The 15,779-nt window shown below is 60.0% G+C and carries 11 protein-coding genes and 2 pseudogenes; 11 read left to right on the forward strand and 2 right to left on the reverse strand.

The window, feature by feature from the left end; all coding sequences use genetic code 11:
• Positions 1 to 663 precede the first annotated feature (663 nt).
• Positions 664 to 2,853, forward strand: coding sequence for an autotransporter outer membrane beta-barrel domain-containing protein (locus NKH21_RS30705; RefSeq protein ID WP_352869599.1), 2,190 nt, complete (start codon positions 664 to 666; stop codon positions 2,851 to 2,853).
• A 223-nt stretch (positions 2,854 to 3,076) separates the two neighbouring features.
• Here the strand turns inward: NKH21_RS30705 and NKH21_RS30710 are convergent, their stop codons facing one another.
• Positions 3,077 to 3,817: a hypothetical protein gene (locus tag NKH21_RS30710; protein ID WP_352869601.1), complete on the reverse strand. Its 741-nt coding sequence runs from the start codon at positions 3,815 to 3,817 to the stop codon at positions 3,077 to 3,079.
• A 124-nt stretch (positions 3,818 to 3,941) separates the two neighbouring features.
• Between NKH21_RS30710 and NKH21_RS30715 the strand changes: the two genes are divergently transcribed.
• The 10 genes and pseudogenes from NKH21_RS30715 to NKH21_RS30765 all read left to right on the forward strand — a co-directional run bounded on the left by NKH21_RS30715 (position 3,942) and on the right by NKH21_RS30765 (position 14,928).
• Entirely contained in the window at positions 3,942 to 4,220 is a 279-nt protein-coding gene (locus NKH21_RS30715; RefSeq protein ID WP_352869603.1) for a helix-turn-helix transcriptional regulator, read from the forward strand.
• 1,135 nt (positions 4,221 to 5,355) lie between these two features.
• Positions 5,356 to 6,543, forward strand: a complete 1,188-nt coding sequence (locus NKH21_RS30720) for a magnesium transporter (RefSeq protein WP_352869605.1) — start codon at positions 5,356 to 5,358, stop codon at positions 6,541 to 6,543.
• Between the two features lie 490 nt (positions 6,544 to 7,033).
• Positions 7,034 to 8,305 carry a tetratricopeptide repeat protein gene (locus NKH21_RS30725; protein WP_352869607.1) on the forward strand — a complete coding sequence of 424 codons (1,272 nt, stop codon included), beginning with the start codon at positions 7,034 to 7,036 and terminating at the stop codon, positions 8,303 to 8,305.
• Positions 8,302 to 9,126: a FecR family protein gene (locus tag NKH21_RS30730; protein ID WP_352869609.1), complete on the forward strand. Its 825-nt coding sequence runs from the start codon at positions 8,302 to 8,304 to the stop codon at positions 9,124 to 9,126. Before NKH21_RS30725 ends, NKH21_RS30730 begins: the two co-directional genes overlap by 4 nt.
• Positions 9,127 to 9,141: 15 nt before the next feature.
• Complete coding sequence (locus NKH21_RS30735; protein WP_352869611.1) at positions 9,142 to 11,187, forward strand: CHASE2 domain-containing protein; 2,046 nt, start codon at positions 9,142 to 9,144, stop codon at positions 11,185 to 11,187.
• Between the two features lie 748 nt (positions 11,188 to 11,935).
• Positions 11,936 to 12,181 carry a type II toxin-antitoxin system VapB family antitoxin gene (locus NKH21_RS30740; RefSeq protein ID WP_023722247.1) on the forward strand — a complete coding sequence of 82 codons (246 nt, stop codon included), beginning with the start codon at positions 11,936 to 11,938 and terminating at the stop codon, positions 12,179 to 12,181.
• Positions 12,181 to 12,609, forward strand: a complete 429-nt coding sequence (locus NKH21_RS30745) for a type II toxin-antitoxin system VapC family toxin (protein ID WP_352451707.1) — start codon at positions 12,181 to 12,183, stop codon at positions 12,607 to 12,609. The genes NKH21_RS30740 and NKH21_RS30745 overlap by 1 nt, the downstream gene beginning before the upstream one ends.
• Before the next feature lie 157 nt (positions 12,610 to 12,766).
• Positions 12,767 to 13,002: pseudogene (locus NKH21_RS30750) on the forward strand (transposase); the annotation flags it as partial.
• 57 nt (positions 13,003 to 13,059) lie between these two features.
• Positions 13,060 to 14,200 (forward strand): annotated as a pseudogene (locus NKH21_RS30760) (IS110 family RNA-guided transposase).
• Between the two features lie 239 nt (positions 14,201 to 14,439).
• Entirely contained in the window at positions 14,440 to 14,928 is a 489-nt protein-coding gene (locus NKH21_RS30765) for an IS5 family transposase (RefSeq protein WP_352869635.1), read from the forward strand.
• Positions 14,929 to 14,952: 24 nt separating this feature from the next.
• Here the strand turns inward: NKH21_RS30765 and NKH21_RS30770 are convergent, their stop codons facing one another.
• Entirely contained in the window at positions 14,953 to 15,744 is a 792-nt protein-coding gene (locus NKH21_RS30770; protein WP_023722251.1) for a sugar isomerase domain-containing protein, read from the reverse strand.
• Between the last annotated feature and the right edge of the window lie 35 nt (positions 15,745 to 15,779).

Raw genomic sequence — 15,779 nt, forward strand, 5'->3', positions numbered from 1 at the left:
GGAGAGAACTTGTTGGTCGTCTTGCTTGTCATGGCTCCACCTTCTCAGGAGTTGGAGCCTCCGATCAACCCGGGGCGGTTCAGAGTGGCACCTGCCGCATCTGTCCACAACAAATTGGTTTCGCCGGCAGAGAGCGCGATCCGGCTGGGATCTTAGTTTAATGTCGGTTCAATTGACCGGCAGTCAAATGCATCTTGTGGAGAAAAGCAGTTTTTCTGCCACGGCTTGGGCACTCTATCTTATGGTTTGAGACTTTTATAATCCAAATCATCATATTTTTTGTGCTCTTCTTCAGATAAGTCAGCGCCTACAACGCTTAATATATTAACAACCGTCGCAATAGTCAAACTTAATTTTTAATAAAATTCAATTTATTTTTAAAATTCAGTGATGCCATTATCTTGTCCTGTCAGCAACAACTAGAATGTCTTAGGAATATCAATAAGCATCTCTCGGAAAACAAAGTGGGCATCTCTGCAGTTAAATTTGTTTTTATCGCACAGTGTCGACTATCCGTAAGTATATTTTTCGCCGCATCGTGAGAATCCTGCCCCCGATCAATCATTCTATCAGGGCGTGCAGGTATGTGATTTGGCGCTAATATACACCTTCTAGTAGGCAGACATCCGCGGGGCGCTATCGAATCAAAATGAGGGATTATGGATGGCGACTCTCCATTACACGTCGGGCGGATCCGGCACGGACATTGCAAAAGCCGGATTCAATCTGGCTAGCGTGCAATATGTTGACCAGGTCAACGAACTGCCGGAAGGCATGAAAGGCTTGGTGTACCTTGACGAGGCCAACGGCGTAACCCAGTCCTTTATCGACAAGGTTACTCCTTTCCTCGGCAATCCTAATGTATTTGGTTTCTTCCTGGTTGACGAGCCGGATCCCACCGGCCAATGGGGCACTTACGCTTCCGCCGCGAATCTGAAGGCAGAATCCGACTGGATCCATGAGCATTTTCCAGGCGCCAAGACCTACATCACAATGATGAGCTTGGGGACGTCGGTGAATCCGGATTTTAGGGGCACGTACAATCCCGCCAATACGGGTATCGATTACTACGGCATAGATGTCTATCCGGTCCGCACGGATGGCCCGGTCGACTACAACATGATCGACAAATTCGTCGCCGCCGCTCAGGCGTCGGGTATCCCGACGAGCCAGATCGTTCCAGGCTACCAGGCGTTTGGAGGTGGCGAGTATAACACTGACATGGGCGGCAAATATGTCGTGCCTAGCGCCGCCCAGATGGAAATCATGATGGAGCACTGGGCCAAGCTGGTTCCGTCACCCGCCTTCGACTACGCATACGCCTGGGGTTCGCAGCGAGGCGACACTGCGCTTGAGAGCTCCGCGGAACTGCAGGCCGTTTTCCGGCAACACAACCTTGCAACGACGGGGACCACTCCGCCTCCCGTCGATACAAGCGACACCTTGTATGGCACCAGCGGCGACGATGTGTTTCACGGGGCCGGCGGCCATACGATGATCGGCTATGGTGGCAATGACACCTATTATGTCGATGACATCCGCGACAAGGAGATCGAGGCTGCGGGCGGCGGTACCGATAAAGCGTTCGCCTCGGTAAGTCATGCGCTTGCGGCCGGTTCGGAAATCGAGCTTCTCGCCACCAGCAATCCGTCCGGCACCACGGCCATCAATCTTACAGGCAATGCGTTCGCCCAAACCATCCAGGGCAATGCCGCGACCAACCTTATTGATGGTGGCGCCGGCGCCGACACGATGACCGGCTATGGCGGCAATGACGTCTACTTTGTCGATAATACCGGAGACAAGGTAAATGAGGTGACGGGCGGGGGCGCAGACCGGGTGCTCAGTACCGCGAGCTATGCTCTTTCGGCTGGCTCGTCGGTGGAGCTTCTCGTCGCCAAAGACGCATCCGGGACGACGGCAATCAACCTCACTGGCAACGAGTTCGCCCAGAGCATTTTCGGTAATGCCGGCGCTAATATCATCAACGGAGGCGGCGGTGCCGACTTCTTGACCGGTAGGGGCGGTAACGACACCTACTATGTCGATAATGCCGGCGACAAAGTATTTGAGGCGGTGGGCGGCGGTACCGACAAAGTACTCGCCTCCGCAAGTCACACGCTTGTGGCCGGTTCGGAAATCGAGCTTCTCGCCACCAGCAATCCGTCCGGCACCACGGCCATCAATCTTACAGGCAATGCGTTCGCCCAGACCATCCAGGGCAATGCCGCGACCAACCTTATTGATGGTGGCGCCGGCGCCGACACGATGACCGGCTATGGCGGCAATGACGTCTACTTTGTCGATAATACCGGAGACAAGGTAAATGAGGTGACGGGCGGGGGCGCAGACCGGGTGCTCAGTACCGCGAGCTATGCTCTTTCGGCTGGCTCGTCGGTGGAGCTTCTCGTCGCCAAAGACGCATCCGGGACGACGGCAATCAACCTCACTGGCAACGAGTTCGCCCAGAGCATTTTCGGTAATGCCGGCGCTAATATCATCAACGGAGGCGGCGGTGCCGACTTCTTGACCGGTAGGGGCGGTAACGATGTCTTCGTGTTCAACAGCGCTCTTGGGGCTAGCAATATCGACAGGATCACCGACTTCAACAAGCTCCAGGACAAGATCCACCTCGACGACGCCGTTTTTGCTGGGCTTAAGCTCGGAGGCCTTTCATCCGAAGCTTTCTTTGCGGGTACCGCCGCGCATGACAGCTCCGACCATATCATCTACAACAGCTCAACCGGAGCGCTCTCTTTCGACAGCGACGGGATAGGGGGCGCATCTCAAATACAGTTCGCTACGCTCTCTCCAGGTCTGTCGCTTACGGCGGGTTCGTTCTTCGTGACGTGAAAGAGTTGGGGCGGCGGACCTTCAGCTCGAGCCGGTCCGCCGCTCGGTTTTTTGTTCAAGAACCGGATTTTTTCAAGCCGGGATACGCACTTCGGGTCGGCATTTTTATGAGCTACATCCGAGCACCGCTCGATCAACCCAGTCGGGTCGGCAATGTGAGAACGGCACCTGGCTAGTCCTAGAAGTTGAAGGATTCTGCTAGGCAGCAAGTTGGCGATGCATCTCACCGCCGCTTCGTCTTTCGGGCGCGGACGCAGCTGCCAGCCTGCCGCCTAAATTGAGAGCTTGGGACGCCGCTCCCCTTAGGGAGCTGTTCCGGCGTCGTCTGTTGGGCGATGAGTACCAGATCGTTGAGGGCCGAACGGATTTGCGGCCAGGGGGAGTCGGAACATTCCTCCCAGGCTTCCCCTTCGCGCAATACGACATCGAGCTTGGCTGCGACACCGGCAAGAGTGATGGCGGGAGTGGTCGATAGCGCTTCTAAGAGATCTTGCGCCCGCTCGCCAGCCTCGCGCTCCGCCATGAGGGCGGCGGTGTAGCCGGTTTCCTCCGCAGCCGCAGTCCAGCGTGCCTGGTGCGCCGCGAAATCGGCTTCGGCTTTCTGGCGCAGAGCTGCCGTATCCGGCCCTCTACCTAGCACATCATCGAGCGCCCTGATCGAGTGGATCGTCACGTCCTCGCCCCTGGGAAGGCGGACGATCGCACAAGGAAAGCCGACGCCCTCCACAAGCCTCGTCTCCAGGCGCTGCTGCTTGCGGCAAAGCTTCTCGGCTAGCTTGCGGGCTGTCCTCCACTCCCGCCAAAGCGCTAGCGCTGGATCGGCCGGGGGAAAACTCGTCACCGTGTCGTTGCCGGCCAGCGCATCTTTCTCAAACGCGAAAGCAACTGACGTAACTAGCCCTCTCGCAAGCATTTGCCTGCGGGTGACGAAAGGCAGAGTCATGGTATGGTCGGAATCAGCCATGATCCGAGCTCCTCAGCAGCTTGGATTGTGGTCAGGCCGGACGGGATGGTGCAAACATCCTGTTCGGCCGCGAACACTGTCGAAACATAAAAGCCTTTGACAATTTGACCAATAAAACCGCGAAATGTCAATTCAAGAGATAAGACATTTGACTTCCAGTAAAATTTCTGCCGCACAATGTCGAGGTGCTCGCGCCATGTTGGGAATGAGTCAGGGCGAGCTGGCGGACGCCGCCAAGGTATCGCGGCCCACTGTTGTTGATTTTGAGCGAGGCACCCGAGTGCCACATGCAAACAATATCGCAGCGATCCGCCAAGCATTGGAGGCGGCTGGTGTCGAATTTATCCCAGAGAATGGCGGGGGGGCGGGCGTAAGGCTTGCAAGGCGATCTGACGGCCAATGATCTCTAGACAGCCTACCCTGACTTGTGACGGATCTTCAATCCGTCGCAAAAGTCCGCCGCACACATCATTTTTGGAGCAGAATAGCCGCCGGCTGGATGACCTAGGTGACCGGCGCGCTGTGGCGCTTGCACTCGATCGCCACGGGCCGGCCAGCTATTTCCTGGTTATTGGATCGTAGGCCGGCAGGTGCCAACTTCTTACAATCTCCTCGAAAGCAGGATCGGTAAGACGCATCATGGCGATCCGGCTGGGCGGCTCGCCGCAACTGAGTTCGGCAGCTTTGGCCGACATTGGCAGCACCACAGCGGGATTCTCGATCGTTAGTCCGCCGCCCCGCGCTCAGCGCGATTGTTCAGGGCGATGAGATTTTTTGCACGGACCAAGGGACTCTCCGAATCGTCATTGGCAGAGACTGAGTTAAAACCTGCGGCGATAATCTTGCTCATAAGCGCCCCCACGGGGGGCGGCCAGCAATACCAGGCCGGTCCGGATCACTGTAGGTGAGATGCCAATTGCCGAACCGATGCCACTGTCGAAACGGGTCTTTCGCTCCCCAGGGGCAATCGAGCAGTCTACCGCTGCTATCCTACATTTACTCGGATACTCGGACCGGTGACCGCAACGATCTCGAGTCTCGCAAAGCAGAGTGCCTGCCGCGACCTGCAAGCTCTCAAGAGCACCTCTAGCTCCGGACAGACTTCATACAGCGAATCGCTTTCTTAAGCTAAACATTACGGCTTCAAGCTAATCACTTCTCATCCTGTCGAATTCATCGGCCTACAGAGCTGGCGGAACTGGCAAGATGCGCCGCATGAGGCAAATCAATTCGAACGCCGGAGGCACTGCCTCTGCAGAGTTTCCGGATTTAAGTTTCATTGCTGCGGCGTGCTCGCAGACCCCAGGAAAAGACCGGTGAAGTCGCAACACGGTAAAATCTCGGCGACACGCGGACGTTACAGCCCGCCTTTATGTACGCCGCAACGGCTCAGATCTGTCTGGGTTCGGTCCACTCGCCACCCGAGAGGCGAAGATCTCGGGATCGAGGCTCTTTGGGTCATTGCGCGCCAGACAGAGCGATCCGATCCGTGTCATACTGTCAGAGGCAAGACACTAGCAATTTGGGGGCGGCGGCAGATGAAAGAAGAGAACGACGTTCAGAAGCTGGTGCGCACGCTGCGTGCTCGAGCACCTGATGACGCGGCGGAATTGCTTGCCCGAGAATCTCCTGAGTTCATCCGCGACACACTAGAATTGTTGCCGGACCGGCACGCCCGCAAGGTGGCGGAGCATTTGCCGCCGCATATGCGGCCTATCAAGCCTGATACCGGCGGCAAGGGCCTCGCGATCCCCGAGTCGCTCGTCGAGCTGATGGACCCGATTCCCGCCAGCGTTCCTGTCGGCACGACGGTAGCCGCCGCAGTGGAGGCCGTCAGACGCACCCAGGTGCCGACCGAGCTCACTTATCTCTACGTCACGGAAGGCGGCGATAAGCTGGTTGGCCTTGTGGTCCTGCGCGATCTGATGCTGAGCGAAGCGGACGCGAGGGTCGATCAGATCATGCTGCCGAGGCCCTTCGCGCTTAATGTCGGTCTCTCTTTGAGCGACGCATGCAAGGCGGCGGTACGCCGTCACTACCCTGTCTATCCCGTGGTGGACGCGGAGAACCGGCTGCTCGGGCAGGTCCGCGGCTGGCGGCTGTTCGAGCAGCAAATCATCGAAATTTCCGCCCAGTCTGGCCAGATGGTGGGTGTCCAGAAGGAGGAGCGTTCTTTTACGCCGCTGTTTTCAGCCTTCCTGAAGCGTCATCCGTGGCTGCAGCTGAACCTGCTGACAGCCTTCATGGCCGCTTTCGTAGTCAGTTCGTTCACAGGCACGATCGAGAAGATCGTCGCCCTGGCAGCGTTCCTCCCGGTCTTGGCCGGGCAGAGCGGAAACACCGGCTGCCAGGCACTGGCTATGACGCTGCGTGGCCTTGCCCTGGGCGATGTGGACAAACGACCCAAGCTGCACCTGGTGATGAGGGAGGGCGCGCTCGGGATCGCCAACGGCGTGCTCGTCGGTCTTGTGGCGGCTGCGGCGATGTGGTTCTACGCCTCGCGGCAACCGGAGTCGGCGGCCCAGGCACCCATGCTGGCACTTGTGATCCTGCTCGCCATGACCGGATCATGCCTCATGTCGGGAATCTCCGGCGTGCTGATCCCGCTGGGCCTGCGCCGGGTCGGCGCCGATCCGGCGGTCGCTTCGGCGATCTTCCTCACCACCGTGACCGATATCGTAGGCATGGGCCTGATGCTGGGGCTGGCCACCATGCTCGTGCTGTAGCAAGGCGCCTCCGGTGACGCATCCGTGGGGAGATGGGTTCCTACAAGCTGAGTTCGTCGCGTTCAACGAAATAGCAAGAGCCGTGCCGCATCGCACACGCGTCGTCAGAAGCACCTCGCGGCAGCTCTCCGACCGCTTGTGCAACGCCACGGAAGACCCTTGGATGAGCCGTGGGGTGACCGTGATGGCTCATTTGGTGACCAGATACGCGCAGAATCGCGCAAACAATATTAATCTTGTCGGCCGTGCAATCCACGACTGGTGATGATTTGAGTTAGTTGCCTATCGTACCGAATACTTCAATTGTTACTGCAACGGTGAGAAGATTTTTTACAACCAGCGCAGCCGCAATACGAATAACTCCGACGGTTTGTTGCGCGGCTGCAACAGCTGTTGAAAACTCGGACGATTTCGTCAAAGTTCAGTCGCTTTTTTTCTTGTGGTCGTGCTAAGTCCTTGGCACTGGTCGGGTTTGGGGTGGGTTCTCGGCATGCAATCTTCGTTTCGAACGATCTTCGGCTGCGCCGCGGCGCTGCTTTGTACCGGCGTATTGCCGGCCGGCGCACAAGGTCTTTTTACGGCCTATGACGATGCGTTTTCGGCCCGCATTGCCAGTCCGGCCGACAACGGAACGCTCGCCCAGTTCGTCACAGTTGCCGTCAACGCGGGACAATACGATCAGGCGATCTCCTCAATCGAGCAGTATCTGATCAAGTATCCCCGTGATGCGCGCGCCCGGCTGGCGGCCAGCCGGTTGTACTATCATGTCGGCTCCTATGAATTGGCCCGCCGACAAGTGCAATACGGCATCGAAGTCGGGGGCCTGACCGCAAGTGAGCAGCAGGAAGCTGCCCGCCTGCTCGCCCGCATCGATCGCGCATTGCGCGGCGTCACCTGGGAACTCGCCCTGACCGGCGGCGTGTTCAGCGCATTTACCGATTTCGAGCCCGGCGGGGCGCAGGACGACGACAGCTTCGTCTCGCCCTATGGGCGGGCGGAAGGCTTTGTCCGGTGGGACCTCGGCACGCCAAGCGCCGACGCCCTCGTCCTTTCGGGGTCGTTGACGGCGACACAGCGCTTTTTCACGGAAGACCTGTCGGTTCCAGGTGGCAAGGAGACCTTCATCCACGGCAACGCCGCGATCACCTGGGACAAGGGACTGCCCAATAGTGGGATCGATTCGCTGCGCCTGCTGCTTTCCGTCTTCACAGTTACGGATCGTTTCGACAGCGATATCCAGGAAACCGGCATCGGCGTCAGTGGGCGCTTTCTTGTGCGTCCGACGGTCGAGACGACGCTCTTCGCCGGTGGCGGCTACATCGATCTAAGCGCCTCGCAAGGCATTTTCGCCGATAGCAGGGTTTTCTATGAGGCGGGCGGCAGCTACCGCTTCCGCAATGGCCAGGCGCTCGGACTGCGCTTTGTCGGCTCGAATGACTTCGCCTCCGGATCTGAGATCGGCCGCAGCTACACGGGCGAGGTCCGCTATGGCGGCCTGTTGATGAACGTACCGGATCTGTTCGCATGGTCGCACCAGGTCGCCTTCTCGGCCGGCCATAGCGACGCTCCCGACCTGTCCGTCGGCATCGGCACAAATATCAAGAGCGACTTCTGGCGCATTGCCTCGGAAAGCGATTTTCAGCTGACGGAGGCGCAAAAGATCAGCGTCGATCTCGCCTATCGCGAGACCAACTTCGACATCGCCAACCGCGACCGAAAATCGTTCGAAATGCTCATGAGCTACACGTTGACGCTCAATTGAAAGAGGCCGCGATGAGGACCCCGTACCGTCAGATCGCCATTTTTATCGGCTGCCTTGCCTTTGCGGCACCATCCGCCGCTGAAACGGTCGGGTCGATGACGGCCTACCAGACCAACATCGTCCGCAACAACGGCGGGACAATGGACGTGGGCGCCGGCGTCGAGCTCGGCGACCAGCTACGCAGCGATCCGACCGGTCTTGGAATGCTGGTGTTCCGGGACGAATCGAGCGCCAAGATTGGTCCGAACACCAGCCTGACGATCGATGAGTTCGTCTACAATCCGGGCTCCGGATCGGGAAAGATCGACATCGGGATGAACAGCGGCCTGGCCCGCTTTTATGGTGGCCAGGTTTCAAAAGGCGGCGTCATGCAGGTTGCGACGCCGCACATGGTGCTCGGGGCCAGAGGCGGGATCATCGAAGTGCTGGTGGCAGATGGCCAGACCGTGGGCATTCTGCGCGCGGGCCGCATGACCTGCACGATCAATGGCAAACGGCTGGTCATCACAAACCCGGGCTTCGCCTGCACATCGGAAGATGGCAAGCTGCTGACCGGTTACGGCGGAATCGACACCTTCCCGATCCTGGACAGCATCGACCGGATAGCCGGCACCGGCCTGCCAGGTGCACCGGGTCCGGGGCTGGACGTAAGCGCGCTTTGTGCGTCGGCACTCGGCGGTTCGCTCAAAGTCTGCGACTCCACCGACGGCGCATTGCCAGGGGTGGTCATGGAGTTCCCCGACACACCAACGCCGCCTGTGGGTGGCGGCGTGGATGAGGGTGGTTGTGAGGGTGAGGGTTGCTGCTACGACTGCAATTAAGCCCGCCGGAACGACATGAGCCTCTTGGTCGGTTGGCACTGGGCTGATTGGCGGCACGCTGCCAGGCGCAAAATATCCGGCCTTGTGGTCGTGCTCCTGCTACTCGCCTGCCATTTAGCCTTCGACGGGCCGCTGTCGCGCCTGCGCGAACGCACCTACGACTTCTACCAGTTTCTCGCCCCGCGCCAGGCGACGAGCAATCCCGTCGTGATCGTCTCGATAGACGACGCCAGCCTCAAGGGACATGGGCGATGGCCCTGGAACCGTGGCCTCTTGGCCGATCTGGTCGATGGCATCACCAAATCCGGCGCCGCGGTCATCGGGCTTGCGCTGGTGCTGCCCGAGGCCGACACCTCGCCTGAGGGCATCGCCGGAGACAAGCGCCTGGCGGCGGCACTGGCGAAAAATCGAACGGCGCTTGCCGTCAGCCTGGGCAACGAGGCGACGGTTTCAGAAGCAGGGCCCAAAGCCGGCTGGTCGATCGTCGGGCAAGTACCTGACACACTTCCGGGCTTCACGGGCCTGACCGGCTCGCTTGCCGAATTCTCGAACGCTGCCGCGGGCCTCGGCGTAATCCGCACCTTGCCCGATCCCGACGGCGAACTGCGCCATGTGCCGCTGCTCTGGCTTCGCAACACCGCTCAAGGCGTGCAGCTGTGGCCGTCCTTCGCGCTCGAGCTTCTGCGCCTTTACGCCGGACAGGACGGCTACATAGCCCGGATGAATGCCGCTGGATTTGACGCACTCAGGATAGCCGGTGCCATTGTGCCGCTCGAGCCGGAGGGGAGCATCCGCCTCTGGGAAACTGCCACGGATACGCCGCGCATATCTGCCAGCACTATCTTTTCGGGCGGCAGTGATCCGCGGCTGCGGGACGCCATCGCCATCGTCGATCTGTCGGCGGTGGGACTGACGCAGTACCTGCCCACCCCGACGCGTCCAGCGCGACCAGGCGCGGACATCCACGCCGATGCAATCGGCCAGTTGCTTGCCGGGCGCTACCTTGAAGAGCCAACGCATGCGCGCACGGTGGAGCGGCTCTGGTTTATCCTCACTGCCGTCATCTTCATCGCGCTTTCCGGAGTGCTCGCCGGGCGTGTCGTGCTTGGTGCTCTGGCTCTCGCGCTGCTGGCCGTCACGCCGTTCGTGTTCGGCGCTCTGGAATACAGTATGCAGGGTAAACTCTATGACCCGCTGCAGCCGGCGCTTGCGACGATCCTGGTAGCGAGCTTCGAAGGCTATGTCCTCTACAGGCGCAGCGAGCAGCGCCGGTCTACCCTGGCGCGGCAGTTCTCCCAGTATCTGTCGCCTTCAGTGGTGCAGCGCCTCGCAAGCTCGGATACGGAAGCGATCCTGTCGGGCGAGAAGCGCGAGATCACGATCCTGCTCAGTGACATACGCGGCTTCACGACGATGAGCGAACAACTCGACACCCAGGAAATCGCAAGGGTGGTCAACCACTTCCTCGGCATTGCGACCGATGAGATCCTCAAGCGCGACGGCACCATCGACAAATTCATGGGCGATGCGGTGCTCGCCTTCTGGAACGCGCCGCTGGATCAGCCGGATCATCGCGAGCGCGCGCTCGACGCGGGCCTTGCCCTGATCGAACGGGTGAAGCGCGAAGACGCCGCCTTCACCACGGATGGCCACCCCTCTATCCAAATCGGCGTCGCCATCGAGACCGGCATCTGTTCGGTGGGCAATTTCGGCTCCGAACGGCGCTTCGATTACACCGCGATCGGTTCGCCGGTGAACCGCACGGCACGGCTCGAGTCGACGACCAAGAAGCTGGGCATCCCCCTGGTGCTTGGCCCCGGCTTTGCGGCAGGAGCATCGATGCCGGTCGTCCAGGCGGGCGCCTTTGAGCTCCAGGGTTTCAAGGGCGAGGTGCCGGTTTTCACCGTTCCGGAGATGCAAGCTGCTCACCAAGGTATGAGCCGCGAAGTAGAGAGCCAACGTGGTGAGCAATCTGGCGCCCCTGCCGTGGTGGTTGGTTCGCCGCCATCCGTGCAAATGGCACCGCCTGATCTTGCACCCCGAACCCGAAGCACACGCTGACCGGATCCAGCGGATGGCAGGGGTGCCGACCTGCTTTGTGAACTAATACTGCTGGGGAGGCCTAGGTGTCATCAAACGGCCCTTTAATTGCGGGTGGCTGTCAATCCGGATCAGCGCGACAGCCGATGAGACGCGGATAGACGGCGAAGGATCCGTCGAGGTAACCCCGGCAATGATTGTCGAGGCCGCCGAATTTTCGAGCGAGAAGATAGGCCGTGTTATCCAGTTCACCACGAATGGCAGCACGGCTTCGTTGAGTTAGCCGGCGCCATCATGTGGAGGCAGCGCGTGGTTCAGATTGTTTATCCTCGCCGCCGGATCATGCGCTCGGGATGTTCCCAAGAGCATCCAGCCGTAGCACTCCCCGAGCTGCCCTAACGAGAGAGTTCGCTGGGCCGGGATTATGGCCGTTATGAACCTGACGCAATCGATGCAGCTGGCGCTGGCCTCGTCGGGCGCGTGGGCGGTTTATCGACATCAATCGGTCGCCGCAGATGTTGGGATGCGCAGGCGTCGGCGTACGTAGCACCGATGCGCCTTGGGCATGTGGGCGTTGACAGTGACATGGCCGCAGCGACGTGTTTCAGACGCCGAGCAATTCCAAGGACTGAGCACCAGAACCGAACCTTCCGACGGATTTTTGCGAGCTGCATTCCTCCCTCCCCTCCTTATCAAAACCGCCGCTCGCGAATTCGCTGGCCAGTATATCTGCGACATGATATACATATATCACTCAGAGGATATACAAATGCCGCTCTTCATTCGCGATCCCGACGTCGATGCCATGGCCGTCGAGCTGCAGCAGATTACCAACGCGCGCAGCAAGACCGAGGCCGTCAGAACCGCCTTGCGCCATGAGATCGAGCGCAACCGCGGCAGCGTCCCGCTGCGCGAGAGACTTGCCAAAGTCAAGGAAATGGCGCGGCGGATCGGGCCGGCCAACCCTGATTTCGATATGAAGAAATTCACCGACCAAATGTGGAGCGACGACTGATGTTCGTCGATGCCTCGGTGATCGTTGCCATCCTGAACGAGGAACCTGGCGCGGAAGAACTGGAAAAGCGGCTCGCGGCCGCGACCAAGCCGCTGTATATCTCCCCGCTCGTCCGGTTCGAGGCAGTCCAGGGTCTCGCGCGAGCATCGGCCGAAGCCATCAAAAAGAACGCCAAGCCCACGGCCGACATGCTGGCGCAAGCCCGTGATACCGTCGACGCCTTTTTGATCGAGATCGCCGGCAAGGAAATCATGATATCCGGCGACATCGGCGACCGGGCGATCGAAGCCAGCATGAAATACGGCAAAGCAGTCGGGCACAAAGCCGATCTCAATTTCGGCGATTGTTTTGCCTACGCTTGCGCGAAGGCTCACCGGCTTGCCCTGCTTTACAAGGGCAATGACTTTTCACAAACTGATCTGGCGTAAGGCTTTCCTGGCCTTGCATCGCGGCGCGAGAGCCGATGGGCCCTTTTGCATGCTTTGGGCGAATCGTCGTCTTTCATGGTTAAACGCAATATTACGAGGAACGTTCGCTGCAGCACTGGTTTTCTTCGGCACGATCACCGTCCAGGCACAGCGGGCAGACGGCATCTTCTGGGTGCTGCGATCGGGTGCGCTATGCCGCCATCTTCCAGGGGGCGATACGGCCCACGCACCACCTGCTCCAATCGCTTCGTTCGATGGCGGAAAGCAGGTGTGTGGGACCGCCTCATGCATGGCATCACCAAAGCCCACGATGCAACGGTGCAGATGATCGATACCTCCATTGTTCGCGTCCATCAGCAAGGCGCGACAGCAAAAAGATCCCATGAGGCGACGGGCGGCGGAACTCAGGTAAGGTTTCGGGGTCCGACATCCTAACCCTGGAGACGTCTCATGAACCTCTCATCCGTTGCTCTGCCGCCCGTCGACGAGAAGACTGCCACAATTTTCATGGCGCTGGAATTGAGCAAGTCGACCTGGCTTGTGGCCCTGCACTCGCCGGCGGTCGACAAGATCAGCCTGCATCGCCTGCAAGGAGGTGACACCGAAGGGCTTATGGCTCTCATTGAACACCGGCGCGAACAGGCGCAGGCCGCCTTGACGCGTCCGGTTCGGGTAATGTCGTGCTACGAGGCCGGCTACGACGGTTTCTGGCTGCATCGTTTCCTGTGCGACCGCGGCATCGACAAATCAGGTTCTGGACGCGGCCAGCATCCTGGTCGACCGCCGGTCACGCCGCGCCAAGACGGACCGCCTCGATGCGGCGGCGCTGCTGCGCACGCTGATGGCGATGGAACGTGGCGAGCCGAGGGTCTGCCGGGTTGTGCGAGTGCCGAGCCTCGAGCAGGAGAACGATCGCCGTCGCAGCCGGGAACGGGCTCGGCTCGTCAACGAACGCGGCCAGCATTCGAGCCGCGTCAAGGGGCTTTTGATGACCCAGGGCATCCGCGACTTCAAGCCAGCCAGACGGGACTGGCGTGAGCAGCTCGAGACGCTGCGCACGGCTGACGGGCGGGATCTGCCGCCCTGCCTGAAGAACGAGATCAAGCGCGAGTGCCGCCGCTTGTGGCAAGTAATCGAGATGATCATGGAGGTCGAGGCTGAGCAGCGTCAGGCCGCCGAGACCACAGCTCCCGGGATCGCCCAACTGAGTCATCTGCGTGGCATCGGCCTGACTATCGCAAGCGTAATGACGAACGAGGTGTTCTTCCGCGATTTCCAGAACCGGCGTGAGGTCGCCGGTTATCTCGGTCTTGCATCCAGCCCTTGGAGCAGCGGCGCGGTCAGCCGCGACCAAGGCATCCAGAGATCGGGCAATCCGCGAGCGCGACGAACCGCCATTGAACTCGCCTGGCTGTGGCTGCGCCATCAGCCCGATAGCGGTCTCGCGCGCTGGTTTCACGAGCGCGTCGGCACCGGCAAAGGACGCATCCGCCGCACCATGATCGTCGCCTTGGCGCGCAAGCTGATAATCGCCTTGTGGCGGTATCTGACCCAGGGCCTGCTGCCGGAGGGCGCCATGACCAAGGCCTGACGAAAGAGTTCGACGCGAGGGCGGCCAACGTCACTTGCGACGAAGCGGGATGGATGTGGACCGGCGCCCCCCAGGGCTGTTAACGCCGTCAAAAAGATGGGTCCCATCCTTCCCGGCCTCGCCAAACTTGCCCGTGCATGCGGGATATGGGTGCAGGCTCCACCCGAGCCGACCGGATATGAGGTGATGTGGACTTGTTCCGCAATTCGCCGCGAGGCCGATCCCGACTACGTTCGAAAGTGACTAAGCCGTCACCACTACCATTGACACGATGTGCCTCATATGAGGGGGATCGAGATTATTGTCTCGGTCGTTCCCGATGCGGGCTGACGACCAAAATCCATGCTCTTGTCGACGCCGAAGGCAGGCCGATCAAGCTGACGCTCACGGCAGGTCAAATGAGTGACATCGGCTACGCAGCGGACTTGATCAAGGATTTGCCCGAGGGTGCCATGCTGCTCGCCGACAAGGGCTATGATGCCAACGCCTTGCGCAATGCCGTCACCGAGCGCATGGGCCAACATCCCGCCCAAGGCCAACCGCAAGGACCCAATGTGCTTCAGCCCCTTTCTCTACAAGGCCCGCAACCTCGTCGAACGTTCTTCAACAAGGCCAAGCAGTTCCGTCGCATCGCAACTCGATATGACAAGCTGGCAGAAAACTACCTTGCTGCCCTGAAACTCGTGTCAACTCGCATCTGGCTACGCGGTGATGAGTCTACGTCCTAGCGTTTTGCGTGCCCTGCCCGGTTGTCATTCGCCGCGCATGGTCGCCTGGAACGTCGGCAGGTGCTTCTTCTGCGCCTCGAGCATTTTCTCGCGATAGACGCCATAGATGACGTCGGTGTCGTGCAGTGTGACGCCGGCAATTGTCGGCGAGGCAAAAACCGGCAGTTCGATGCCGCGTTTCGAAAGCGCCTCGGCGGTGCGGGCGATCAGCTCATGCGCCAGGATCATGGCAAGCACGGTCGACGAACCGGAGACCGGCCGGCTCCAGCCCTCGACCGGCACGATGGCATCCTCGATCGGCGAGCAGGTGTCGATGACAAGGTCGGCGGCATCGGCAAGCCGTTTGCCGGAAGAGTGCGTCGCCGGCTTGTCGAGATTGTTCTTGCTAGTTATCGCAACGACGAAGATGCCGCGTTTTTTCGCATAAAGCGCGGTGTCGATGCCGGACGAATTGCGGCCGCTGTGGCCAAAGATGATGATCGAATCGCCTTTGTTCAGCGGCTGGTGGTCGAGGAATTTCTCGGCGTATTTCTCGGTCCGCTCCAGCCACAGAAGTTCGCGCACGCCGCCGGCGCCGAGCACGTTATGCCACATGACACGCGGGTCGGTCAGCGGATTGAAGCCGACATAGCTGCCGTAGCGCGGAAACACTTCCTGGACCGGCAACACCGAGTGGCCCGAGCCGTAAAGATGAACCAACCCGCCGCTCTCGAGCGTGTCGGCAAAGCGGCTGGCCGCTTCGCCAAAGGCTTCGGCATTGGCTTTCGAGGCCTGTTCGATGAGGGCGGCAAGGCGGGGTATGTAAAGATCGGACACGTCGGTACTCCTGTTATGGGTCGGCTTGGGTATGG

Origin of the sequence: Mesorhizobium sp. M1329 (genome assembly GCF_040318035.1) — a bacterium.
GTDB lineage: Bacteria > Pseudomonadota > Alphaproteobacteria > Rhizobiales > Rhizobiaceae > Mesorhizobium.